This window comes from Pseudomonas sp. FW305-96 (genome assembly GCF_058783825.1).
On sequence record NZ_JBYSYW010000030.1, the window covers coordinates 23,411 to 45,405 of the forward strand.

Consider the following 21,995-nt stretch of genomic DNA (forward strand, 5'->3'; position numbering starts at 1 on the left):
TGGCTGGGGTCAGTCCGCCACCGCCTGAAGCTTGCCCGCCCGGCGATAGGCCTGGCGGGCGAAGCACACGAACAGCCCCGCCATCAGCGCCAGCGCCATGGGCAAGCCATGGGGCGCCACGTCCATCGCCGCGCCGCTGACCAGCGGCCCAACCAGGCTGCCGACGCCCCACAGCAAGCCGACGCTGGCGTTCGCCGTGACCAGGTCCTGGCCTTTGAAGCGCTGCCCGATCAGTACCAGCGCCAAGGTATAGATGCCCCCCGCCACCGCGCCGAGCACCACCAGCAGCGGCCATAGCAGCCAGGTCATCTGCAGCAGCCAGGGCAAGGCGATGCCGATACTCATCGCCACCAGCCCGCACACCAGGTGCAGCCCGGTACGCTCGACCCGGTCGGCGAGCCAGCCCAGCGGCAGCTGGAAGAGCATGTCGCCGGCGAACACCACGGTCACCATCAGCGCCGCCACGCCCACGGCGAAACCATGGCTGGTGGCGTACACCGGCAGCAGCGACAGCACCACGGCATCGAAGAACGAGAAGAACAGCACCGCCACGCACAAGGCCGGGGCCACACGGAAGAAACCGGCCAGGCCGAAGCTCTTGGCGTCTTCCTCATGCTCGACATGATCGTTGGGCACGGTGAACAGGATGCACAGCAAGGCCAGGCCATAACAGAGGGTGACCACGCCGGTCAGCCATGGGCTATTGGCGCCCAGCAGCGCCAGCAACGCTGGGCCAAGTACCTGGAAGCCGGTGAAGCTGGTGGCATACAGCGCCATGATCTTGCCGCGGTTGTGCTCCGGGCACAGCTCGTTGACCCACGACTCGCCAAGGATGATCGCGATGCCCATGCCGATGCCCAGCCCAAGGCGCAGCAGCGCCAACCACAGCATCGAGTCGAAGGCCCACTCGAGCAAGGCGATGCTCAGGGTGCACAGGCTGAAGCTGAGCAGGTAGATGACGCGGCGGGTCAGGTACTTGCAGCAGGCATCGACCATGAACGCCGAGAGCATCATGCCCGCCGCCGGGATCGCCGAGATGATGCCGATCTCCAGCGTCCCCGCCCCCGCCTCGTGCAGGCGCAACGACACCAGCGGCAGGCTCGCCCCGAGGCTGAAACCCACCACCGACACGGCGAACAACAGGCCCGCCAGCAAACGCATGTTCATGTACCACTCCTTGCAAGCCGGCGCGCAGGGGCTCTGGCCCTGGCCGACTGGAAAATCCGCTGAAAGATGTTCGAACGCAGACGCCCGCCGTCACGCCGGGAAGGCGCGCTACGCAGGGGCGCGGATCAGTTCAGGGCAAGGTGTGGCGAGAAGGTGAAGGCGAACAGCACGCTGCGTCGACGCTTGAGCACCGTGTCGCTCGGCCACGCGCGGCGCGCTGTCGGGGCGACAGGCTGGCGGTGTGGGCGAAAACTACGGGTACGGCGCATTGCATCGGCTACGCAGGAATTGAGGAGGCGGCACTCTAGGCCAAGGTGATCCGGACCGTCAATCGCCACAGTGGCTTCGCCCTCTCTGTGGATGCCGCCGCGCTACAACGCCCGCTGAAAGTCTTGAGCGGAGAAGTGGTGATTTTTTAAGACTTTCCCCATTCCCTGTAGTCCATTTCCCAAACATACTCCCAAGCCCTTTCAAGCCATTGCGGTGCTCTGGGTTGGCCTCTAGTCTCGGGCGGTCGCTGCACATTCAGCGATCGACTTTGACAGGTCGACTAGTCAAACCAAACGGCTTTGCCTTCTATGGCTGCTGTGCATGGGGCACTTCATGTGCGCCGGGTTTTGGTTTGCCTACCGGTCTGTCAACCCATGTACAGCTGCCACCCTCTTGTTTGACAGCAAGCGTGTAGTGGCCCACTTAATAGGCTAACCAACATGCTAAAGATCGTCCCCGATCCACCCCACAACCCTCACTCTCTCGAAGACACCCTCATCCAGGCCACCGAGTACGCCCTGTGCGCCTTGACCGTGGCCCATCATGCCGTGCAGCTCAAGCCCAAGTCGCCGGCCGCCGTGTTGATGATGGCGTCGATGCATGAAATGGAGTCGCTGCGTGTGTTGCTCGAAGCGGCATTGATCCAGGTGCAGATGCCGGCACAGGCGCCGACGCTGCATTAGGCACCGACCATTTCAGGGAGAACAATCATGACCACAGACGACATCCACACCACCGTCGGCAAGACCAAGTTCTACCAGGGCGAAGGCATGACCGAACCGCTGTTCTGCATCGAACCCGGCATCCCTTGCCAGCACGCCCGCGATCAGGCCTCGGAGTTGATGGGCTGCGTGCGCGACCTGACCATCACCGGGATCATGGAAGAAAAGCCCCAGCTGCTCTGGGCGTCGTATTACCTGAGCGCGTTGGCCAAGGCGCTGATGGATGATGCCGAGCTAGGCATGAAGCGCTGACACCTCAAAAGCATCGCGCAGGCAAGACGCCTGAGCGCACACGTCTGGGCGCCGGCTTGTCGCGGCGGCGAAAGGGGCGCACAGCGCCCCTACCCTCTCAGCGCTTGCCGGTGGAAGGCAAGAACACCGCCAGCAATCCAAACAACGGCAGGAACGAGCAAACCCCGTACACATACTCGATCCCACGCAGGTCGGCCACATACCCCAGCAGCGCCGCGCCGATCCCGCCAAACCCGAACATCAGCCCGAAGAAGATCCCGGCGATCATCCCGACATTGCCCGGCACCAGCTCCTGGGCATACACCACGATGGCCGAGAACGCCGAAGCCAGGACGAAACCGATCACCACGCTGAGCACGGTGGTCCAGAACAGGTCGGCATAGGGCAGCGCCAGGGTGAACGGTGCCACGCCCAGGATCGAGAACCAGATCACCGCCTTGCGCCCGATGCGGTCGCCGATGGGCCCGCCAAAGAAGGTGCCCGCCGCCACCGCGCCGAGGAACAGGAACAGATGCAGCTGCGAACTGGCCACCGACAGCTGGAACTTCTCGATCAGGTAGAAGGTGAAGTAGCTGGTGAAGCTGGCCATGTAGAAGTACTTGGAAAACACCAGCAGGCCCAGCACCACCAAGGCCATGATCACCCGCTGGCGCGAGATGCCGTGGGTGGCCTGCACCGCCTTGCGCGCCTTGGCCTGGTTCAGGTGCTCCTTGTACCAGCGGCGCAGCATCAGGGTCACGGCAAAGAACAACAGCCCGGCCACGCCGAACCAGGCCACGTGGGTCTGACCGAAGGGAATGACGATTGCCGCCGCCAGCAAGGGGCCAAGGGCGGAGCCTGCGTTGCCGCCAACCTGGAAGCTCGACTGGGCCAGGCCGAAGCGCCCGCCCGAGGCCAGGCGGGCAATGCGCGAGGTCTCCGGGTGGAAGGTCGAGGAGCCGATGCCCACCAGCGCCGAGGCCAGCAGGATCATCGGGAAGCTGCCAACGAAGGCCAGCATCACGATGCCCACCAGGGTGCACAGGGTGCCCAGCGGCAACAGGTTCGGTGTGGGCCGCTTGTCGGTGAAGAAGCCCACCCACGGCTGCAATAACGAGGCAGTGATCTGGAAGGTCAGGGTGATCAGGCCGATCTGGGCGAAGCTCAGGTTGTAGTTGGCCTTGAGCATCGGGTAGATCGCCGGCAGAACCGCCTGGATCAGGTCGTTGATCAGGTGCGCCAGGGCGCAGAAACCAATGATGCTCATCACCAGCGGCGTGGCCGGGTTTGCCGGGCTACTCGCGCTGGAAGTCGGTGTGCTGCTGATGGCCATGGGCTGGATGTCCGTCTGCGGGTTGGGATCCGATTATCGTGAAACAAATAGATACGAAGCTACCTTTTTATTTACGCGAGCCTTCCATCCGACACGTACTTGTAAATAATTCTCAATATATTTAGCATCCTTTCTCCTCTTCCCTGTGAACGCTGGGCAAAACCGCCCGCCCTCTGCGAGCAGACCGATCCCATGAGCCCGATGCCCGCCTTGCAGCCCACGCCCGACCCCGAGCAGGAAGCCCTGGGCTGGTTCTCACGCCTGCGCCAACCCGGCTGTGACGAGGCCCTGCGCCAGGCGTTCGCCAGCTGGTGCCAGGACCCGCTCAACGCCAGGGCCTATGCCCAGCTCGAAGCTTACTGGCAGCAGTTGCAGGTGCCGGCAGCCCGGCCACGACCACGGGTCGCCAAGGTGCGCCGCAGCCGTGCCGGGCTGTGCCTGGCGCTGCTGTTCCTGATGCTGGTGGCGGCACTCGCCTGGATTTACTGGCCGCTGATGCAGCGCCTGGGCAGCGAATTGCACACCGACAGCGGCGAACGCCGCAGCGTGCGCCTGGCCGACGGCTCGACCCTGCACCTGGACAGCGCCAGCGCGATGAATGTCGACCTGCGTGGCCGCACCCGCCAACTGCACCTGGTGCAGGGCCAGGTCTACCTGGAGGTGAGGCTCGATGGCCGGGCCATGGAGGTGCAGGTCGATGACACCCGGATCCAGGTGTTCGGCACTCGCCTGCAGATCGCCCGCCATGCCGAGTACGACGAACTGGTGGTGCTCAGCGGCAAGGCCGCGGTCCTGCAGGGCGGTGACCAGCGCATGGTCAGCGCCGGCGAACGGGTGACGTTCAGTGAATCCCGCATCAATTCCGTCGAGAAGATCGACGCCAAGCTGGTCGATGCCTGGCGCAACGGTCAGTTGAAGGCCCGGAACCTGCCGCTGGGCGAAATATTGGAGCGCCTGGCCAACTACCGTGGCCAGCGTGTCTGGATGATGAACGAGCCAACGGCCTACCAGCGGGTCAGCGGTGATTTCGACCTCGACCACCCGGCGCAGAGCCTCGAGCGCCTGGCCGCCGATCAGCAATTGCGCCTGCACAACCTGTTTGGCCACTGGCTGATCGTGCGCTGAAGCGCCCTTCTCGGCTAAGCGTTTGAAAGGTTGGAAAATTTTTTTGAAAACGTTGTTGACAGGATCGCGATTCGAGCTAATAATGCGCGCCAAGTTGGCTACATAGCTCAGTTGGTTAGAGCATAGCATTCATAATGCTGGGGTCCGGGGTTCAAGTCCCTGTGTAGCCACCACCTTTTAAAAGGGCTTATCGAAAGATAAGCCCTTTTTCTTTGCCCGCGAAAACGTTACTTCACTCCCGCCACCACCACGGCCAACCCCAGGCCGATCAAGGCCACCCCGATTACCCGGTCAACCGTGCGCTGACGCTCGATCATCGCCGCACGCAATCGCGCACTGGAGAAGAACACCGCCACCAGGCTGAACCAGGCCCAATGGGCGAACGACATGAACGCACCATAGGCGAAGTCCAGCGCCAGCGGGCTGCCCGGCCGCACTACCTGGGTATAGGCGCTGACCACGAACAGCATGGTCTTGGGGTTCAAGGCGTTGGTCAGAAAGCCCGTGCGCAACGCGCTCGCCACGCTGGACGCACCTCGCGACAGGCCGTCTAGCTCAATGCGCGTGGTATTGGTCAGCGACTTGTAGCCCAGGTAGAGCAGGTAGCCCGCCCCTACCACCTTCATGGCCAGGAACAGTGTGGGGGTTTGGCTGATGATCACGGCAATGCCAAGCACGGTGTACAGCACATGCACCTGCACACCCAGGGCGATGCCCGCCGCAGCGGCGAGACCGGCCGTGCGGCCTTGCGCGTAACTGCTGCGGGTAACCATGGCGAAGTCGGCACCAGGACTGATGACGGCCAGGATGGTGAACAGGGCAACGGCGATGAGTTCGTTCACAAACAGGGATCCTCGATGAAAATTCACGGAAGATGGGATTATCCTGTTACCTGGAACGAGTAAAAATCGATTTATAGTCTGGCTGATCTGCTAGTTTTACTCACCTATCTGCATTGAATCGACTGGCCTATCGCGGGGCAAGCCCGCTCCCACGCGTGGGAGTGGGCTCGCCCCGCGATAAAGCCGGAACAGGCCAGCCCATGAAACTGCCTCCCCTTACCGCCTTTCGCTACTTCGACATCGCCGCCCGCACTGAAAGCTTCGTGCGCGCCGCCGAGCACCTGCACGTCACCCACGGCGCCGTCAGTCGCCAAGTGCGCCTGCTCGAGGAAAGCCTCGGCGTGGCACTGTTCGAACGGCGCAACCGGGCAATCTTTCTCACCCCCGCCGGGCGCGAGCTGCACAGCACCACCCAGTCGATCTTCGAGCAATTGGAGGGCGCCGTGCAGCGCCTGCAACAGCAGGCTGAAGACAACGTGCTGGTGGTCTCCTGCGAGCCGACCATCGCCATGCGCTGGCTGATCCCGCGCCTGCCGCGCTTTCACGCCGCACACCCCGACCTGCAACTGCACCTGGTGGCGGCCGGCGGGCCGGTGGACTTCGCCCGTGGCGGCATCGACCTGGCACTGCGCCGGGACGACTTCCACTGGGATCGTCAACTGCACAGCCTGAAAATCTGCGATGAATGGATCGGGCCGGTAGCAAGGCCAGACCTCAACGGCCAACGCCTGCTCCATAGCAGCACTCGCCCCGATGCCTGGGCGACGTGGCTGCGCCTGAGCGGCCAGCACCTCCCGCACAGGACACGCAGCGACTTCGAGCACTTCTACCTGTCGCTGCAGGCCGCCAGCGCCGGCATGGGGATGGCCATCGCCTCGGCACTGATGGTGTGCGATGAGCTGAGCAACGGCCAGATGGAGGCCCCTTTCGGCTTTTTGCGCGACGGCTCCAGCTATCACCTGCTTAGCCCGCTACCACTGGACGACGGCAGCAAGCGCCAGCGCTTCGCCCAGTGGGTCGGTCAGGAATGTCGTATCTGCCTCGCTCACCTGGGCTTGCTGCAGAACGACGAACCGGCCCCGCCATCGCCGCCCCAGGTGCGATAGCCGGCCGTGTCGATATGGATGCGCCCCGAGGGGTAACGGCCAAGCCCCATGTTCCAGGCCCGGCCGTGCTGCTGCCAGAAACGACACAGCGGGTTCGGGTCGGCCCAGGACGGCAGCAGCAGGTCGACGGCGAAGGCGCGCATGTGCGCGCTGCTCGGCGCGCCGCCGGCACAGGCATTGAGCCGGGGATCGCGGTAGGCCGACACCACTTCGAACTGACGCAGGACACCCTGCTGGTCCAGGGTCTGGATCAAGGCCAGCGTCGAGCGCACCGCCGGCCAATGGCTCGCCGGCGGCACCGCGAAGGGTGAAGCCTGGCACAGGCGCCAGTCCGAGGCCGAGCGCAGCAACTGATGGATCGGCACCACGCCATACAGCCGGGCGTCCACCAGCATTTCACGAAACCGGCGGTTCTCGTGGTCCCCGGCCCACTGGGCGAACATCCACACATCGCGTTCATCGGCCTGGACCGTACCCAGCCCGATCAGCGCGCTAGCCAATAGCCATATCCTGGCGCTTTTCATTCCCCCACCTCTTCATCCACCATGGGCGGTCCGCCGTCCTGGCGGCCACTGACAAGGAGTTAAGCATGCACAAGATTGCTGTATCGGGCCTGGCCGCCCTCGCCTTCAGCGGCCTGGCCATGGCCGACGCGCAGATCGACCTGGGCGATGCCCAGCGGGTCACCCGGTTGTTCGCCTACCCCAACAACTGCAACGTGATCTGCTACCGCGACTGGTCACTGGAGAAGACCGTCGAGCACTACCTCACCCAGAGCGTGCAGCGCGACGGCTATGCCAATGCCAAGGTCACGGTGAACCGCGACAACGACAAGCTGCACGCCAGCATCACCGACGTACCGGCGAGCTACGCCGAGCCCTTGCGCAAGCTGCTCGACAGCGGCGAGCTGGCCTACCAGGGCGCCACCCGCCTCAACCAGAAAGGCGGCTGGGACTATAGCTGGTACCTGTTCCTGCCCTTGGGCATGGCCCTGGAGAATCGCCGCAGCATCGAGTTGCTGCACTTCCCGCCGGACTATTCGCTGACCCGCTACCAGGACTACCTCAAGTCCAACACCACCGACCGCTGGGCGGAGCTTCTGACCTTCAATGGTGTCGAGGCTACCCAGACCCCGGCCTACCAGACCATCGTCGACATCGCCCCGATCGCCGCGCCGGCCAGCGCCGGCAAGGACCTGGAAGGGGTCTACAGCTACTTCAACGACTACCAGGTGCGCATGGTCAAGGAAGTGGCCCTGACCCACGATGGCAAAGGCGCCTTGCCGATGGTCGCGTTCGGCGCGCCGGTACGGGCCTGGATCCAGCAACAGTATGGGCCGAAGGTGAACGTGCTCGGCCTGGTGAGCATCAGCCCCGAGGCCAACAGCGCCAAGGTGCCCGTGCTCGGCGCCAACCACCCGAGCGCGATCTGGTACGCCGCCGACCCGAAAAGCTACGACGGCGACCAGGACAAGGCCGACGCGGCCGGTTTGAAGATGATGGGCCAGGACCTCTCCGCAGCCTGCTGGCAGGCCGGCATGGGGCGCAACCCCCAGGCCGATGCCAAGCTCACCCTGGATGCCTGCACCAGCAAGTGGCAGGTCACCCAGAAGAAGCAGACCTGCGAACTGTTCTATCGCACCATTCGCGAGATGACCCCGGAGCAGGCGGCAGCCAAGTGCAATACCGGGGCGGTGACGCGCAGCTTGCGAGATCTGCGTAAACCAATCGAAGTGCAGCACCCAGAGATCTGAGTCACTTGCACAAGGGGCCGCGTAGCGGCCCCAACACAAGACAGCGTGCGAAATCAGTCTTCGAGCAGCGTACAGGCCATCACCAGCGCATCTTCCCGCCCACCCGCCATCGGGTAGTAGTCACGGCGCCGACCGACTTCATTGAAGCCATAGCGCTCGTACAAGCGATACGCCGACTGGTTGCTGGCGCGCACTTCCAGGAAACACTCGCGACCATTGAGCTGGTAGGCCCGCGCCATCAGGTGTTCGAGCAGGCGCAGGCCCAGGCCACAGCCCTGGTTTTCCGGCTTGACGGTAATGTTGAGCAGGTGCGCCTCATCGATGATCACGTTGATCACGCCGTGGCCGACCTGCTGCTGGCCGTCGAACATCAGCCACACTTCATAGGACTTCAGTGCATCTTGAAAGATGCCGCGGGTCCAGGGATGGCTGAAGGCGGCATATTCGATCTTCAGCAGGGTATCCAGATCCGCCTCGGTCGCCGGGCGGAAACTGATCGAGTCACTCATTCAACACATTTCCAGCGCGCCATCAGCTGGCGCATGGCTTTCCAGACGTCCGCCTTGCGCTGCGGCTCGTCCATCAACAGTTCAAGGCCGGGCAAGGCCCAGGCATCGCCGAGCAGGTCGACCTTGAGTTCTCGGTAATAGGCTTCGTCGTCGGCCTGGCCGGCGAAGCGAATGGCCGGCAGGCCGATCAGCCACAGGCAGGCGCACGGCGCCTCTTCCAGGCGCGCGGCGATAAAGCCCTGGACAAAGTCCCGGGCGGCGTCCGGGCCCTGGTCCATGTTGCCGCGCATCAGCAACGGCCAGCGTACTGGCTCGCCAATGATCTGCGGGGCGTCCGGCAGGCCGGCGGCGCGTAGCATGTCCTTGAGCAGCAGGTAGGACGGGTCGCGACTCTGGAACGGCTGGCCGGTGGCCAGTTCCACCAGCAGCAGACAGTCGCCGGCACGCAGCAACTGCAGGGCGAAGCGTGGCGGTGGCACAGGCGCCGGACGCGGCGCGGGGAGCTCTGCCTCGGCCTCGACCGGCTTGGCGGCGGGTTTCGGCGCACTGCCCGGGCGCGGGATCTCGATCTTCGGCCTCTCGGCACGCGCCTGAGGGGCTGCCGGGGTGGCGCTCGGCGCAGCTGCAGGAGCGGCCGGTCTCACCTCGAAGTCAACCTCATCGACCGGCGCCACCGGTAACAGCAGCTCTGGCCGCGACGGCGCGGCGAACGGCAGTTCGGCGCGCGGCAGCCAGTGCACCACTTGCATGGCGGACAGGTAGGCGCGGCGGCGGGACTCGATCAGCAAGGCGCGGGTATCCGGTGGACGAAATCAGGCAGGCATTCTAACGCCGTTGCCCAGGATGCGCCGCAACAGATTGTCAGCCATCGCGGGACAAGCCCGTCCCCAAGGCCCCTGGTGGGCCGGTGAATCCCCCCTTGAGCCTCAGGGTTATCCCCATAACAGACCAAGGGGTGAAATCCTCCCCCCCAGATGCAGTACAATCGCCGCTTTTATTTGGCAACGAGTCGACCCGCCAATGATCGAACCCAAGCGCGTCCTGCGCGCCCTAGCCGAACACTGGGCCTTGATCGAGCCGCTGTGCGAGCGCTTCGACCAGGGCACCCTGAGCCTGGTCGAGCTGCGCCAGCAACTGGCCCGCCAGCAGGTGGAAAGCACCCCGCAGGACATCACCCAGCTGCTTGACGTGTGGATCCGCCTGGACATCCTGGTCCCGGTGGCCAAAAGCCCCAACCGTTTCGAGCTCAACGCGCAGATCCACGACTTCCTCGCCTACCTGCGCCGCGAGCACCGGCTGGGCCTGTGCCTGGAGATCGAGGCCTACCTGCGCCACCTGGAGCGCCTGGCCGGGCATATCCAGGACGCCTTCGACAACCGCGACAGCGACGACCTGGCGCGCCAGCTGCGCCTGCTCGACATGCGCGTGCGCGATGTACTGAAGAAGCTCGACAACGACGAGCAGGCGCTGGTGGCCGTGGCCGAGCGGGCCAAGACCAGCAACCGCCAGATCCCCCTGCGCCAGCGCTACGCCGAAGTACTGGCGACCTGGGACGAATACGTCGAGCCGATGATCCAGCTGGTCAACGCCGATGGCGCCTTCGAGCAGGGCGTGCGCAAGGTCGAGACCGTGCTGCTGCGGCTGCTGGGCGAGCAGGCGCGCCTGGGGCATCTGGTCGACGACGACATGCTGCTGCGCACCCACGCGCGCATCCTCGAGATGCAGACCAGCGCCCAGCTGACCCTGCGCCACGCCCGCGAACTGCTGCTGCCGCTGCGTGAAGAGGCGCGCCGGCACAACGCTGTTACCCGAGGCGCCGCCCTGGCCCTGTCGGTGATCCGCAAGAAGGGCATCGACGCCGTGCCGCAGGCGGCCATGCCGATGTTCACCCGCCCGCAGAGCACCTTCCTCGGCAGCGCCAGCCAGGTCGAGGCCTACGTTTACGCCCTGGCCCGCTTCGAGCCCAAGCCCGCGCGCTTCCCCAAGGCGCACAAGACGCAAAAGGGCCCGCTGCCCCGCGCCCCGCGCACGGTCAAGGAAATGCTCGAGCGTTGCGAAGACGCCCTGCCGCTGCCGGACCTGATGGTCTGGTTGCTGGAGCAGGAGCCTGAAGGCGCCACCGACGAACTGCTGTACTGGTTCTCGCGCCTGTCGCGCGAGAAGCGCTTCAGCCGCGAGCGCCTCGATCGCCAGCAATACCTCACCCGCGAACACCTGGTCAGCCTGCGCTCCTTCGCCCTGACCTCCAGCCGCGACAAGCCGGCGACCACGACCGAATCCACCGCGAGCCCCACCCATGCATCTTGATCTTTCCGAACTGTCCCAGCTCGCGCCGATCTTCCGCGAGCTGTTCAAGGGCTTCCACGTCAGCCGCCGCGACCCGGAGCTGTACGCCCAGCTGTCGAACTTCCAGGACCAGTACCGCACCCTGTTCAAGGCCCTGGGCTTCGAGCTGGTGTGCGATACCCGCGGCTTCTACTATTTCGTCCCCGAGCAGGCCGCCGCGCAGGTCAACAAGACCGCCCAGCGCCTGTCGCTGTTCACTTTCATCCTGGTCGAGCACCTCGCCGACCAGGGACGTGACCCGATGGCCGTGCTCGACGGTGGCAGCATCGGCCGCGACGAACTGCCGTCGCTGCTGGACAAGTACCGCGACCTGTTCCTGCAGGCCGAAGTGCAGACCGTCGACGAGCTCGAAGAAAAGATCATGCGCCGCATGAGCCAGCTCGGCTTTGCCCATGAGGAAGGCGGCATCTACCGCTTCCTGCCGCCGATGCACCGTTTCCTCGACGTCTGCCTGTCGGTCCAGCAGGACCGCGACCTGGCCGCCACCCTGCACAGCGACCTGCCGCTGCCGGTACCCGTGCTGGTGGTGGAAGAGACGCCCGAAGAACTCAACCGCACCGACGACCCGCTCGACCTCACCCCGTTCGACGGCGAGGAAAGCGAAGAGGATGCCCTGGCCCGGGCGATCCGCGAAGAGCAACAGGAGATTGACGCATGAGCCAGGAACGCTACGGCATCCGCCGCTTCGCACTGCTCAACACCGCCGGCTACAGCCTCGGCCTGTTCCCCCTGGAACACCCGCTGTCGGTCTATGGCGCCAACAACCTGGGTAAATCGGCGTCGATCAACGCCCTGCAGTTCCCGATCCTGGCGCGCATGTCCGACATGAGCTTTGGCAAGTACAGCCTGGAGCAGTCGCGGCGCTTCTACTTCGCCAGCGACACCAGCTACATCCTCACCGAACTGAACCTGCCCCACGGCCCGCACGTGATCGGCGTGGTCGGCCGCGGGCCGGGTGGCGGCTTCGGCCACCAGTTCTTCGCCTACCAGGGCGAACTGGACCTGGCCCACTACCAGAAAGACGATACCTGCCTGCGCCAGAAAGAGCTGTTCACCAACCTCGAGCGCCATGGCCTGAAGGCCTACGAGCTCAAGCCGGACGAACTGCGCCGGCTGCTGGTCGGCGGCCACACCTCGGTGCCGCTGGACCTGACACTGATCCCGCTGCGCTCGACCAGCGAACAGAGCCTGAAGACCTTCCGCGCGCTGTTCATCAACCTGCTGCACATGCGCGAAATCACCGCCGCCAAGCTCAAGCAGCTGTTCCTCGACGCCTTCGAACACAGCCTGCGTTCAGGTAGCGTCGACTACATCGCCGCCTGTGAAGAGGCGTTCCGCGACGTACGCCGCATGGAGGGCGACTACAACGCCCTGGTGGCTGCCGGCCCGCTGGTCGAGGCCCTGGCCGGCGGCGTGGCCCAGCGCGACATCCTGCGCGGCAAGCTGCACCGCATCTCGCCGCTGCTCGACAACCTGCTGGGCACCTGGCAGGAATACGCCATGGCGCGCAAGGAAGAGCTGGTAATCCAATCCGAGCACTACCGTGGCGAGCAGGACCGCCTGCAGAACGACCAGCGCGGCGGCACCCAGGAGCTGATGCGCCTGGAGCGCGAGATCACCGGCATCCAGCGCTGGCTGGGCGAGCTGTCGGTGCTCAAGCACCGCTTCGCCCTGGTCACCGACGTCAAGGTACTGGAGCAGCAGCTGCTGGCCGCCAAGGACGCCCACGATGAACTGGCCGGCGCCCTGGCCCAGTCGCGGCAGTTCTCCGCCGAGGACCTCGACGAGCGCGTGCGCGACCTGGAAAAACGCGTCAAGGCGGTCAAGCAGCAGCTCGACCACGCCGACAACAACAGCTACGCCCGCCTGCGCGAAGAGTTCTCGCAGCAGGACGTGGACCGCCTGATGCGCCTGTTCAACGGCGCGCTGTTCAGCCTGCCGATGGGTGACCGCGGCATCGAGCTGGACGACAGCGACGTGTGGGTGAAAACCCTGGAAGGCGTGCTCGACCGCTTCAAGGGCGAGCGCTTCGAAGTGCCAGGCCTGTCCATCGACATCTCGCACATTGACCCACCCGCGTTGCAGGCCTTGGCCGACCGCGCCGCCCTGCGCGACCAGAAGGAACGCCTGGAGAAAGAGCTCAAGCAGCTCAAGACCCAGCAAGCCGTGGCCCTCGACCGCGCCGCCAGCAAGGCGCAGACCGAGGCGCTGTACCAACAGGTGCTGGACGCGCAGAAGGCCCTGGAGGACTTCCGCCGCACCGAAACCCTGGCCGCCGAAGAGCCGGAAAAAATGGAGCAGTTGGGCCAGCTGGAAGCGGCCCAGGACGAGCTCAAGCGCTCCAGCGACGCCTTCACCGAGCGCGTCCAGCAGCTGTCGGCCAAGTTGCAACTGGTGGGCCGACAGATCGCCGACCTGGAAGCCAAGCAGCGCACCCTGGAAGACGCCCTGCGCCGTCGCCAACTGCTGCCGGCCGACCTGCCGTTCGGCACGCCGTTCATGGAGGCGATCGACGACTCCATGGACAACCTGCTGCCGCTGCTCAACGACTACCAGGACAGCTGGCAGGCCCTGCAGCGCGTGGACAACCAGATCGAGGCGCTGTACGCCCAGGTGCGCCTGAAGGGCGTGGCCAAGTTCGACAGCGAAGACGACATGGAACGCCGCCTGCAGCTGCTGATCAACGCCTACTCGCACCGCACCGAGGAAGCGCTGACCCTGGCCAAGGCCCGCCGCGCCGCGGTCACCGACATTGCCCGGACCCTGCGCAACATCCGCAGCGACTACGACAGCCTCGAGCACCAGCTGGCGCTGTTCAACCGCGAGATCAACAAGCGCCAGGTGTCGAACCTGGAGAGCTTCCGCGTGGTGCTGGCACCGAACAAGGAAGCGCTCAAGCACATCGACCAGATCATCCACAGCGCCGGCCAGTACGAGGAAGGCGAGACCCTGTCGGTGTTCGACCTGACCCAGAGCGCCGAGCAGGATCACAAGAACGAAGAGGCCAAGGAGTACCTGGCGCGGCTGGTGGCGGCCAACCACAACCAGCTGGGCCTGAAGGACCTGTTCGAACTGGCCTTCGAGATCACCAAGATCAACAGCCAGCCGGTGATCCACGCCGACATCGATGGCGCCGCGTCCAACGGCACCACCATGACCATCAAGGCGCTGACCAACATGTATCTGTTGCTGCACCTGATGGACCGCGACCTGGCCGGGCGCATTCGCCTGCCGTACTACCTCGACGAAGCGGCGGACATCGACGAACGCAACCAGGCGGCGCTCCTGGAAACCAGCCAGCAGTTGGGCTTCGTGCCAATCCTGGCGAGCGTGAAGCCGCAGGTGTCGGCGCGGGTGGCAATCGATCTGGAAGGTGGCAGCGGGCCGAATGGCATCTACATCGACGAGGCGGACTGGAAGTACATCAGCCGTCGCGATGAGGTGAAGGCGATCGTGCGCGAGGATGAGGCCGAGGAACTGGCCTGATTAGGTGTATGGGGCCGCTTTGCGGCCCTTTCGCCGCGGTTCGTCGCCACGACAAGCCGGCTCCCACGGGAATTGAGGCTGACAAGGTCTCTGTGGGAGCTGGCTTGCCAGCGAAAGGAGGCCGAAGGCCTCCCAATATTCAGGCGGCTATCGCTGCGCCCAAGGCACAATCGGAATCGCCGTCACCGCATTCTGCGGGCTGCCTTCGATCACGCGGTCGCTGTACACCAGGTACACCAACGTGTTGCGCTTCTTATCGAGGAAACGCACCACCTGCATGGTCTTGAACACCAGCGAGGTGCGTTCCTTGAACACCTCCTCGCCATCCTTGAGTTCACCCTTGAACTGGATCGGCCCAACCTGACGGCAGGCAATCGACGCCTCGGCACGGTCCTCGGCCAGACCCAACCCACCTTTCAGGCCGCCGGTTTTGGCCCGCGACAGATAGCAGGTCACGCCATCGACCTTCGGGTCGTCGAACGCCTCGACCACGATGCGGTCATTCGGCCCGACGAACTTGAACACGGTGGATACCTGGCCGATTTCCTCGGCCCCGGCCAGCATCGGCAGCGCCAGCGCGGCGGCGGCAATCAATCCTTTAAGCACTTGCATCTCCTTCAGACCAACACCAGGTTGTCGCGGTGCACCAGCTCGGGCTCGGCGCTATAGCCCAGCAGGCTCTCGATGGCATCGGACGGCTGACCGATAATCTTCTGCGCCTCCAGGGCGCTGTAGTTGGCCAGGCCACGGGCCACTTCCAGGCCGTCGGGGCCGACGCAGACCACCATCTCGCCACGGCGGAAGCTACCTTGCACGGTCTTCACGCCGACCGGCAGCAGGCTCTTGCTCGATTCGCGCAGGGCCTTAACGGCGCCAGCGTCGAGCACCAGGGTGCCACGGGTCTGCAGATGGCCGGCCAGCCACTGCTTGCGCGCGGCGAGCATGCCGCGCTCGGGCGACAGCAGGGTGCCCAGGCGTTCACCGGCCTTGAGGCGGTCGAGCACGCGCTCGATACGGCCACCGATGATGATGGTGTGCGCGCCGGAACGGGCGGCCAGGCGCGCGGCGCGCAGCTTGGTCTGCATGCCGCCACGGCCCAGGGCGCCACCGGTGCCGCCGGCCACGGCGTCCAGCGCCGGGTCATCGGCGCGGGCTTCGTAGATCAGCTGGGCCTCGGGGTTGTTGCGCGGGTCGGCGTCGAACATGCCGTCACGGTCAGTGAGGATCACCAGCAGGTCGGCTTCAACCAGGTTGGCCACCAGCGCCGCCAGGGTGTCGTTGTCGCCAAAGCGGATTTCGTCGGTGACCACGGTATCGTTCTCGTTGATCACCGGCACCACGCCCAGGTCGACCAGGGTACGCAGGGTGCTGCGGGCGTTGAGGTAACGCTTGCGGTCGGAAAGGTCGTCGTGGGTCAGCAGGATCTGCGCGGTGTGCTTGCCGTGCTCGCCGAAGCTCGACTCCCAGGCCTGCACCAGGCGCATCTGGCCAAGCGAGGCGGCGGCCTGCAGCTCGTTCATCGCGCTCGGTCGCGTGGTCCAGCCCAGCTGGCTCATGCCCGCCGCCACGGCCCCGGAGGAGACCAGCACCAGTTCCACGCCCGCTTCACGCAGGGCCACCATCTGCTCGACCCACACCGCCATGGCGCCCCGGTCGAGGCCCTTGCCGTCGGCGGTCAGCAGCGCGCTGCCGATCTTCACGACCCAGCGCTTGGCGCCAGTCACCTTGCTTCGCATCTTCTCTTCCAACCTATGTCGAATCTGTAGATACCTTGGATACAAAAACGCCGCTCCAGAGAGCGGCGTTTAGTGTACTGCAACCGATCAGTCGCGCACGTAAATGATTTCCGGGCCGTCTTCGTCGTCCTCGAAATCATCCCAGTCGTCATCGTCGCCGATGTCGTGCACGCTCTTGACGCCGGTGCGACGCAGGGTGCGGGCGTCGTCCAGGGCCTGCAGCTGGGCACGGGCTTCGTCTTCGATACGCTGGTCGAGCTCGGCCAGCTCTGCGGCGTAGGCCGGGTCGTTGGCCAGGCGGTCGGCGCGGTCTTCGAGATAGCGCATCAGGTCATGGCTGAGCTTCTCGGTGCCCTGCTTGGCGATAGCCGAGATCACGTACACCGGGCCATCCCAGTTCAGGCGCTCGACCACTTCCTTGACGCGCTCGTCACGCTCGTCGTCCATGATCATGTCGGCCTTGTTCAGCACCAGCCAGCGCTCACGGTCGACCAGCGCCGGGCTGAACTGCGCCAGCTCGTTGATGATCACCTCGGCGGCGTCGGCCGGGCTGCTGCCATCCAGCGGCGCCAGGTCGACCAGGTGCAGCAGCACGCGGGTACGGGCCAGGTGCTTGAGGAAGCGGATACCCAGGCCCGCGCCTTCGGAGGCGCCTTCGATCAGGCCGGGGATGTCGGCGATAACGAAGCTCTTCCAACGATCGACGCTGACCACGCCCAGGTTCGGCACCAGGGTGGTGAACGGGTAGTCGGCGACCTTCGGCTTGGCAGCCGAGACCGAGCGGATGAAGGTGCTCTTGCCGGCGTTCGGCAGGCCCAGCAGACCGACGTCGGCCAGGACCTTCATTTCCATCTTCAGGTCGCGCTGGTCGCCCGGCTTGCCTGGAGTGGTCTGGCGCGGCGCACGGTTGGTGCTCGACTTGAAACGGGTGTTGCCCAGGCCGTGCCAGCCGCCTTGGGCGACCATCAGCTTCTGGCCCGGGGTGACCAGGTCACCGATCACTTCCTGGGTGGAGGCGTCGATCACGGTGGTGCCGACCGGCACGCGCAGGAACAGGTCCTCGCCCTTCTTGCCGGTGCAATCTGTGCTGCCGCCGTTCTGGCCGCGCTGGGCCTCGTGGTGGCGGGTATAGCGATAGTCGACGAGGGTGTTGAGGTTCTCGTCGGCCACCATGTACACCGAGCCGCCGTCACCGCCGTCGCCGCCGTTGGGGCCACCGTTCTCGATGAATTTCTCGCGGCGGAAGCTCATGCAACCGTTGCCGCCGTCACCGGCCTTAACCCGGATCGATACTTCGTCTACAAACTTCATTCAAAACCGCCTCTCGTCGGACGACGAGTCGAAAACCAGAAAACCATGAGGCTCTTGCAAAGATGAGCGCGGCGGCCCCGTACGAACCAGAAACCAACGCCGGCAGCCCATTCAAACAGCTTTGCAAGAGGCTCACCACAAACGAAAAAGCCCCGTCGCATGACGGGGCTTCTGGAGCGACGTCGCGATTAAGCGGCGACGATGCTCACGTAACGGCGCATGAACTCGCCTTTCTTCTCGAACTTGATCACGCCTTCGATCTTGGCGAACAGGGTGTGATCCTTGCCCATGCCAACGCCGTAGCCAGCGTGGAATTCGGTGCCGCGCTGACGGACGATGATGTTGCCAGGCTTGATGACCTGACCGCCATACATCTTCACGCCAAGGCGTTTCGATTCTGAGTCGCGACCGTTACGAGTACTACCACCAGCCTTCTTGTGAGCCATGGTTCAATTCTCCAATAAATTCAGGGGATCGGGGCGATTAAGCCTGGATACCGGTGATTTTGATTTCGGTGAACCACTGGCGGTGGCCCATGCGCTTCATGTGGTGCTTACGACGACGGAACTTGATGATGCGAACCTTGTCGTGGCGGCCTTGCGAAACGACTTCGGCCACTACTTTAGCACCAGCAACAACTGGAGCACCGATGGTGACTTCTTCACCGTTGGCGACCAGCAGAACGCGATCGAAGGTCACGGATTCGCCAGTGGCGACTTCCAGTTTCTCGATCTTGAGGAATTCACCTTCAGCGACTTTGTACTGCTTGCCGCCGGTAACGATTACTGCGTAAGACATGGTATTTCTCCGATAATCCTGCTCACCCAGCGCTTTATATGATGAGTATTGGCTGGCATGGCTGCACAGGGCTGGAACGGCCCGGTGCAATTGCGTAAGGCAGGTGCTGCCCAGGAAGTTAGGGTGCGCGATTGTACGCAACCCCATAAATGCTTGCAAGTACCGGCCCGGGGCCACGGCCACCGCGCCTTGACACACCGGTACCTGCGACCTAGCATGCCGCGCAACCTCAATGGAGCAGCCGATGCAACCCCAAACCTTCTACCGCGCGGTAGCTGATGACTTCAGCGCCGTCGACGAGATCATCAAGAAGCAGCTGACCTCGCGCGTGCCGCTGGTATCGAAGATCGGCGACTATATTACGTCCGCCGGCGGCAAACGCCTGCGCCCACTGCTGGTGCTGCTGTGCGGCAAGGCCCTGGGCCGCGAGGGCGACGACCTGCGCCTGCTGGCGGCGACCATCGAGTTCCTGCACACCGCCACCCTGCTGCACGACGACGTGGTCGACATGTCCGGCATGCGCCGTGGCCGCTCCACCGCCAATGCCCTGTGGGGTAACGCGCCGAGCGTGCTGGTGGGCGATTTCCTCTATTCGCGCTCGTTCGAGATGATGGTCGAGCTGGGCTCGATGCCGGTCATGCAGATCCTCTCCAAGGCCACCCGGGTGATCGCCGAAGGTGAAGTGCTGCAGCTGTCGCGCGTGCGCGACGCCAGCACTACCGAGGAAATCTACATGGACGTCATCCGCGGCAAGACCGCGATGCTGTTCGAAGCCTCGACCCACAGCGCCGCGGCCCTGGCCGGCGCCACGGACGCGCAGCGCGAAGCCCTGCGCACCTTCGGCGACCACCTGGGGGTGGCCTTCCAGCTGGTCGACGACCTGCTCGACTACAAGGGCGACTCCGAGACCCTGGGCAAGAACGTCGGTGACGACCTGGCCGAAGGCAAGCCGACCCTGCCGCTGATCTACACCATGCGCGAAGGCACCGCGGAGCAAGCCGCGCTGGTGCGCCAGGCGATCCAGAAGGGTGGCCTGGAGGACCTGGAGCAGATCCGCATCGCCGTCGAGGCATCCGGCGCCCTGGACTACACCGCGCAGATGGCCCGCGACTACGTCGCCCGCGCCATCGCCTGCCTGGAAGTGCTGCCGGCCAGCGAGTACCGGGATGCACTGGTCGAGCTGAGCGAGTTTGCAGTAGCGCGTACGCACTGATACATCGCATCACCCCTATCGCGGGGCAAGCCCGCTCCCACGCCAGCACATCATGGCGTGGGAGCGGGCTTGCCCCGCGATGCTTTTGTGCAGGAAATCACTAAACCCTATACAATGTGCGCCTTTACCCGCCTGTACTTGAAAGGAAAAGCCGTGAGCACTCTGCCACCCTGCCCCCAATGCAACTCCGAATACACCTATGAGGATGGCACCCAACTGATCTGCCCCGAATGCGCCCACGAGTGGTCGGCCAACGGCGAAGCCGAAGCCGCCAGCGACGACGTGGTGAAAAAGGATTCGGTCGGCAACGTCCTGCAGGACGGCGACACCGTTACCGTGATCAAGGATCTCAAGGTCAAGGGTTCGTCCCTGGTGGTCAAGGTCGGCACCAAGGTCAAGAACATCCGTCTGTGCGACGGCGACCACGACATCGATTGCAAGATCGACGGTATCGGCGCGATGAAACTCAAGTCCGAGTTCGTGCGCAAGGTCTGATCGCCTGCCCTACGGGGCTGCCCAACGGGCGGCCCTGACAGATCCTGCAACAGGATCGCCGGGACCATTCGGAAGAATTCTTCCAATAGTCTCTTGCTATTTTGATAATAAGAATTATTCTCATTGGAACCGCTATCCAAGGAGAGTAGCCATGACCTATCTGATCGACGCCTGGCTCGACCGCCCCCACCCTTACCTGCGTATCCTGCATCGCGAGACTGGCGAAGTCTGCGCCGTGCTCGAGGAAGACGCGCTCGATGAACTGCGCGACCAGGGCGACCTGGACCTCATGGGGCTGAATTCGAGTGAGCCAGGAGTGCTCAAGGAGCTGGTGAGGAACCTGTTCCTGTTTTGCTATGCGCGGGCATTGCGCCCGGGGGGAACGGATTGGAACTGAATTTAGCAGGCCTGCCCCCATCGCCGGCAAGCCGGCTCCCACACTGATCGCAACGACCTAAGGTCTTGTGCTGTTCCTGTGGGAGCGGGCTTGCCCGCGAATAGGCCGCAGAGCGGCCCCGAAGGTATTACAGAACGTCGAGCAGCTCGACGTCGAACACCAGGGTGCTGTGCGGCGGGATGCTGCCGACGCCCTGGGCGCCGTAGGCCAGCTCGCTCGGCACGTACAGGCGCCATTTGCTGCCGGCATTCATCAGTTGCAGGGCCTCGGTCCAGCCGGCAATCACGCCGCCAACCGGGAATTCGGCAGGCTGGCCACGATCGTAGGAGCTGTCGAACACGGTGCCGTCGATCAGGGTGCCGTGGTAGTGAGTACGCACGTTGTCTTCGCGGGACGGCTTGGCGCCGTCGCCTGCGGTCAGCACTTCGTACTGCAGGCCCGAGGCCAGGGTCACGATGCCTTCACGCTTGGCATTGTCAGCCAGGAATTCCTTGCCGGCGGCAGCGGCGGCTTCGGCCTTGGCAGCAGCTTCGGCCTGCATCACTTCACGGATGACCTTGAAGGCCGCCGACAGGTCTTCTTCGCTGACGCGGCTGTCGGCGCCGTTGAAGGCGTCGGTCAGGCCGGCGACGATGGCGTCCAGGTTGACGCCCGGTGGCGGGTTGTCGCGCAGCTGGCCACCCAGCTGACGGCCGATGCCGTAGCTGACGCGGGATTCGTCGGTGGACAGATTGAGTTCGGACATTGGCGTGCTCCGCTTGAGGGCGCACTGCATCCGCGCCCTGATGAAAAGGGCGAGCAGCCTAGCACACTGGCGCCGCGCGAAGCAGCTACCAGGCCGAACGCTGGGAAATCGGGACTTTGAGGTCTTCTTCCGGGTGCGTGCCCATGCCGCACATCTCGTCCTGCACGGACCAGTGCACCAGGTTCAGCGACAGCTGGGGGATCGATTGCAAAAGCAGGCGCGCATCCTCGACCGAATGCACGCGCAAGCGTTGACCACGCGGGTCGTCGAGTGGGTGGGCGCGGCCCTTGACCCGGGCCTCGAGCAGGTAATCACCGCCTTCGATGGCGATCAGGTTGAGTTCGTCGACATGGCCAGCCCTGGCCTCGGTATTGAGCTGATGCAGGTTCATGGGCGCACCTCGCTGCGGG

The 21,995-nt window shown here is 64.5% G+C and carries 25 protein-coding genes and 1 tRNA gene; 12 read left to right on the forward strand and 14 right to left on the reverse strand.

What is annotated here, in order from left to right:
* Positions 1-9 precede the first annotated feature (9 nt).
* Positions 10-1,167, reverse strand: coding sequence for an MFS transporter (locus AC3WL2_RS19930; RefSeq protein ID WP_102683849.1), 1,158 nt, complete (start codon positions 1,165-1,167; stop codon positions 10-12).
* A 125-nt stretch (positions 1,168-1,292) separates the two neighbouring features.
* On the reverse strand, positions 1,293-1,436 hold the full coding sequence (locus AC3WL2_RS19935) for a hypothetical protein (protein ID WP_173862445.1): 144 nt from the start codon (positions 1,434-1,436) through the stop codon (positions 1,293-1,295).
* Between the two features lie 441 nt (positions 1,437-1,877).
* Between AC3WL2_RS19935 and AC3WL2_RS19940 the strand changes: the two genes are divergently transcribed.
* Positions 1,878-2,120: a hypothetical protein gene (locus AC3WL2_RS19940; RefSeq protein ID WP_102683850.1), complete on the forward strand. Its 243-nt coding sequence runs from the start codon at positions 1,878-1,880 to the stop codon at positions 2,118-2,120.
* A 27-nt stretch (positions 2,121-2,147) separates the two neighbouring features.
* Positions 2,148-2,411, forward strand: a complete 264-nt coding sequence (locus AC3WL2_RS19945) for a DUF3077 domain-containing protein (protein WP_102683851.1) — start codon at positions 2,148-2,150, stop codon at positions 2,409-2,411.
* Positions 2,412-2,508: 97 nt separating this feature from the next.
* On the opposite strand, the gene AC3WL2_RS19950 is transcribed toward AC3WL2_RS19945, so the two are convergent.
* Complete coding sequence (locus tag AC3WL2_RS19950; RefSeq protein ID WP_102683852.1) at positions 2,509-3,723, reverse strand: MFS transporter; 1,215 nt, start codon at positions 3,721-3,723, stop codon at positions 2,509-2,511.
* A 201-nt stretch (positions 3,724-3,924) separates the two neighbouring features.
* Here AC3WL2_RS19950 and AC3WL2_RS19955 point away from each other — a divergent pair, with 201 nt between their 5' ends.
* Both AC3WL2_RS19955 and AC3WL2_RS19960 read left to right on the forward strand, forming a co-directional pair.
* Positions 3,925-4,848: a FecR family protein gene (locus AC3WL2_RS19955; protein WP_102683853.1), complete on the forward strand. Its 924-nt coding sequence runs from the start codon at positions 3,925-3,927 to the stop codon at positions 4,846-4,848.
* Positions 4,849-4,944: 96 nt separating this feature from the next.
* A tRNA-Met gene (locus AC3WL2_RS19960) sits at positions 4,945-5,021 on the forward strand.
* Between the two features lie 54 nt (positions 5,022-5,075).
* On the opposite strand, the gene AC3WL2_RS19965 is transcribed toward AC3WL2_RS19960, so the two are convergent.
* Positions 5,076-5,690, reverse strand: coding sequence for a LysE family translocator (locus AC3WL2_RS19965; protein WP_102683854.1), 615 nt, complete (start codon positions 5,688-5,690; stop codon positions 5,076-5,078).
* 200 nt (positions 5,691-5,890) lie between these two features.
* Between AC3WL2_RS19965 and AC3WL2_RS19970 the strand changes: the two genes are divergently transcribed.
* Positions 5,891-6,796: a LysR substrate-binding domain-containing protein gene (locus tag AC3WL2_RS19970; RefSeq protein ID WP_102683855.1), complete on the forward strand. Its 906-nt coding sequence runs from the start codon at positions 5,891-5,893 to the stop codon at positions 6,794-6,796.
* Here AC3WL2_RS19970 and AC3WL2_RS19975 read toward each other — a convergent pair.
* Positions 6,736-7,320, reverse strand: coding sequence for a YcbK family protein (locus AC3WL2_RS19975; protein ID WP_177431937.1), 585 nt, complete (start codon positions 7,318-7,320; stop codon positions 6,736-6,738). The two genes, AC3WL2_RS19970 and AC3WL2_RS19975, sit on opposite strands and share 61 nt — an antisense overlap.
* 65 nt (positions 7,321-7,385) lie before the next feature.
* Between AC3WL2_RS19975 and AC3WL2_RS19980 the strand changes: the two genes are divergently transcribed.
* A complete protein-coding gene (locus tag AC3WL2_RS19980; RefSeq protein WP_102683856.1) occupies positions 7,386-8,549 on the forward strand; it encodes a hypothetical protein in 1,164 nt (387 codons plus the stop codon).
* A 53-nt stretch (positions 8,550-8,602) separates the two neighbouring features.
* Here the strand turns inward: AC3WL2_RS19980 and rimI are convergent, their stop codons facing one another.
* Both rimI and AC3WL2_RS19990 read right to left on the reverse strand, forming a co-directional pair.
* Positions 8,603-9,058 (reverse strand): ribosomal protein S18-alanine N-acetyltransferase, encoded by a 456-nt coding sequence (gene rimI, locus AC3WL2_RS19985; RefSeq protein WP_046857177.1) that lies wholly within the window; start codon positions 9,056-9,058, stop codon positions 8,603-8,605.
* Positions 9,055-9,846 (reverse strand): energy transducer TonB, encoded by a 792-nt coding sequence (locus AC3WL2_RS19990; RefSeq protein WP_102683857.1) that lies wholly within the window; start codon positions 9,844-9,846, stop codon positions 9,055-9,057. The genes rimI and AC3WL2_RS19990 overlap by 4 nt, the downstream gene beginning before the upstream one ends.
* Before the next feature lie 232 nt (positions 9,847-10,078).
* Here AC3WL2_RS19990 and mksB point away from each other — a divergent pair, with 232 nt between their 5' ends.
* The 3 genes from mksB to mksF are packed head-to-tail and all read left to right on the forward strand — an operon-like array spanning position 10,079 to position 14,890.
* A complete protein-coding gene (gene mksB, locus AC3WL2_RS19995; RefSeq protein ID WP_046857179.1) occupies positions 10,079-11,365 on the forward strand; it encodes an Mks condensin complex protein MksB in 1,287 nt (428 codons plus the stop codon).
* On the forward strand, positions 11,355-12,062 hold the full coding sequence (gene mksE, locus AC3WL2_RS20000; protein ID WP_046857180.1) for an Mks condensin complex protein MksE: 708 nt from the start codon (positions 11,355-11,357) through the stop codon (positions 12,060-12,062). Before mksB ends, mksE begins: the two co-directional genes overlap by 11 nt.
* Positions 12,059-14,890, forward strand: coding sequence for an Mks condensin complex protein MksF (gene mksF / locus AC3WL2_RS20005; RefSeq protein ID WP_102683858.1), 2,832 nt, complete (start codon positions 12,059-12,061; stop codon positions 14,888-14,890). Before mksE ends, mksF begins: the two co-directional genes overlap by 4 nt.
* A 147-nt stretch (positions 14,891-15,037) precedes the next feature.
* Here the strand turns inward: mksF and AC3WL2_RS20010 are convergent, their stop codons facing one another.
* The 5 genes from AC3WL2_RS20010 to rplU all read right to left on the reverse strand — a co-directional run bounded on the left by AC3WL2_RS20010 (position 15,038) and on the right by rplU (position 18,735).
* Positions 15,038-15,502: a CreA family protein gene (locus AC3WL2_RS20010; protein ID WP_102683859.1), complete on the reverse strand. Its 465-nt coding sequence runs from the start codon at positions 15,500-15,502 to the stop codon at positions 15,038-15,040.
* Between the two features lie 5 nt (positions 15,503-15,507).
* Positions 15,508-16,626, reverse strand: coding sequence for a glutamate 5-kinase (proB, locus tag AC3WL2_RS20015; RefSeq protein ID WP_102683860.1), 1,119 nt, complete (start codon positions 16,624-16,626; stop codon positions 15,508-15,510).
* 87 nt (positions 16,627-16,713) lie between these two features.
* Entirely contained in the window at positions 16,714-17,937 is a 1,224-nt protein-coding gene (cgtA, locus tag AC3WL2_RS20020; protein ID WP_023631407.1) for an Obg family GTPase CgtA, read from the reverse strand.
* Positions 17,938-18,125: 188 nt separating this feature from the next.
* On the reverse strand, positions 18,126-18,383 hold the full coding sequence (rpmA, locus tag AC3WL2_RS20025) for a 50S ribosomal protein L27 (protein WP_003247464.1): 258 nt from the start codon (positions 18,381-18,383) through the stop codon (positions 18,126-18,128).
* A gap of 37 nt (positions 18,384-18,420) precedes the next feature.
* On the reverse strand, positions 18,421-18,735 hold the full coding sequence (gene rplU / locus AC3WL2_RS20030; RefSeq protein WP_003247466.1) for a 50S ribosomal protein L21: 315 nt from the start codon (positions 18,733-18,735) through the stop codon (positions 18,421-18,423).
* Between the two features lie 244 nt (positions 18,736-18,979).
* Here rplU and AC3WL2_RS20035 point away from each other — a divergent pair, with 244 nt between their 5' ends.
* The 3 genes from AC3WL2_RS20035 to AC3WL2_RS20045 all read left to right on the forward strand — a co-directional run bounded on the left by AC3WL2_RS20035 (position 18,980) and on the right by AC3WL2_RS20045 (position 20,840).
* The gene (locus AC3WL2_RS20035; RefSeq protein ID WP_102683861.1) at positions 18,980-19,948 is read left to right on the forward strand and encodes a polyprenyl synthetase family protein; all 969 of its coding nucleotides are present in this window, start codon (positions 18,980-18,982) and stop codon (positions 19,946-19,948) included.
* 153 nt (positions 19,949-20,101) lie between these two features.
* Positions 20,102-20,443, forward strand: coding sequence for a zinc ribbon domain-containing protein YjdM (locus AC3WL2_RS20040; protein ID WP_046857186.1), 342 nt, complete (start codon positions 20,102-20,104; stop codon positions 20,441-20,443).
* 151 nt (positions 20,444-20,594) lie between these two features.
* Positions 20,595-20,840, forward strand: coding sequence for a PA4570 family protein (locus tag AC3WL2_RS20045; RefSeq protein WP_038707330.1), 246 nt, complete (start codon positions 20,595-20,597; stop codon positions 20,838-20,840).
* Between the two features lie 127 nt (positions 20,841-20,967).
* On the opposite strand, the gene bamJ is transcribed toward AC3WL2_RS20045, so the two are convergent.
* Together bamJ and AC3WL2_RS20055 are read right to left on the reverse strand one after the other, a co-directional pair.
* Complete coding sequence (gene bamJ, locus AC3WL2_RS20050) at positions 20,968-21,585, reverse strand: BamJ family beta-barrel-assembly machinery protein (RefSeq protein WP_102683862.1); 618 nt, start codon at positions 21,583-21,585, stop codon at positions 20,968-20,970.
* Between the two features lie 85 nt (positions 21,586-21,670).
* The gene (locus AC3WL2_RS20055; protein ID WP_102683863.1) at positions 21,671-21,976 is read right to left on the reverse strand and encodes a DUF6482 family protein; all 306 of its coding nucleotides are present in this window, start codon (positions 21,974-21,976) and stop codon (positions 21,671-21,673) included.
* Positions 21,977-21,995 lie beyond the last annotated feature (19 nt).

Coding starts and splice junctions, on each gene's coding strand:
- AC3WL2_RS19930 (WP_102683849.1), bottom strand. CDS start 1,167: ATGAACATGCGTTTGCTGGCGGGCCTGTTGTTCGCCGTGTCGGTGGTG.
- AC3WL2_RS19935 (WP_173862445.1), bottom strand. CDS start 1,436: ATGCGCCGTACCCGTAGTTTTCGCCCACACCGCCAGCCTGTCGCCCCG.
- AC3WL2_RS19940 (WP_102683850.1), top strand. CDS start 1,878: ATGCTAAAGATCGTCCCCGATCCACCCCACAACCCTCACTCTCTCGAA.
- AC3WL2_RS19945 (WP_102683851.1), top strand. CDS start 2,148: ATGACCACAGACGACATCCACACCACCGTCGGCAAGACCAAGTTCTAC.
- AC3WL2_RS19950 (WP_102683852.1), bottom strand. CDS start 3,723: ATGGCCATCAGCAGCACACCGACTTCCAGCGCGAGTAGCCCGGCAAAC.
- AC3WL2_RS19955 (WP_102683853.1), top strand. CDS start 3,925: ATGCCCGCCTTGCAGCCCACGCCCGACCCCGAGCAGGAAGCCCTGGGC.
- AC3WL2_RS19970 (WP_102683855.1), top strand. CDS start 5,891: ATGAAACTGCCTCCCCTTACCGCCTTTCGCTACTTCGACATCGCCGCC.
- AC3WL2_RS19975 (WP_177431937.1), bottom strand. CDS start 7,320: ATGAAAAGCGCCAGGATATGGCTATTGGCTAGCGCGCTGATCGGGCTG.
- AC3WL2_RS19980 (WP_102683856.1), top strand. CDS start 7,386: ATGCACAAGATTGCTGTATCGGGCCTGGCCGCCCTCGCCTTCAGCGGC.
- rimI (WP_046857177.1), bottom strand. CDS start 9,058: ATGAGTGACTCGATCAGTTTCCGCCCGGCGACCGAGGCGGATCTGGAT.
- mksB (WP_046857179.1), top strand. CDS start 10,079: ATGATCGAACCCAAGCGCGTCCTGCGCGCCCTAGCCGAACACTGGGCC.
- mksE (WP_046857180.1), top strand. CDS start 11,355: ATGCATCTTGATCTTTCCGAACTGTCCCAGCTCGCGCCGATCTTCCGC.
- mksF (WP_102683858.1), top strand. CDS start 12,059: ATGAGCCAGGAACGCTACGGCATCCGCCGCTTCGCACTGCTCAACACC.
- AC3WL2_RS20010 (WP_102683859.1), bottom strand. CDS start 15,502: ATGCAAGTGCTTAAAGGATTGATTGCCGCCGCCGCGCTGGCGCTGCCG.
- proB (WP_102683860.1), bottom strand. CDS start 16,626: ATGCGAAGCAAGGTGACTGGCGCCAAGCGCTGGGTCGTGAAGATCGGC.
- cgtA (WP_023631407.1), bottom strand. CDS start 17,937: ATGAAGTTTGTAGACGAAGTATCGATCCGGGTTAAGGCCGGTGACGGC.
- rpmA (WP_003247464.1), bottom strand. CDS start 18,383: ATGGCTCACAAGAAGGCTGGTGGTAGTACTCGTAACGGTCGCGACTCA.
- rplU (WP_003247466.1), bottom strand. CDS start 18,735: ATGTCTTACGCAGTAATCGTTACCGGCGGCAAGCAGTACAAAGTCGCT.
- AC3WL2_RS20035 (WP_102683861.1), top strand. CDS start 18,980: ATGCAACCCCAAACCTTCTACCGCGCGGTAGCTGATGACTTCAGCGCC.
- AC3WL2_RS20045 (WP_038707330.1), top strand. CDS start 20,595: ATGACCTATCTGATCGACGCCTGGCTCGACCGCCCCCACCCTTACCTG.
- bamJ (WP_102683862.1), bottom strand. CDS start 21,585: ATGTCCGAACTCAATCTGTCCACCGACGAATCCCGCGTCAGCTACGGC.
- AC3WL2_RS20055 (WP_102683863.1), bottom strand. CDS start 21,976: ATGAACCTGCATCAGCTCAATACCGAGGCCAGGGCTGGCCATGTCGAC.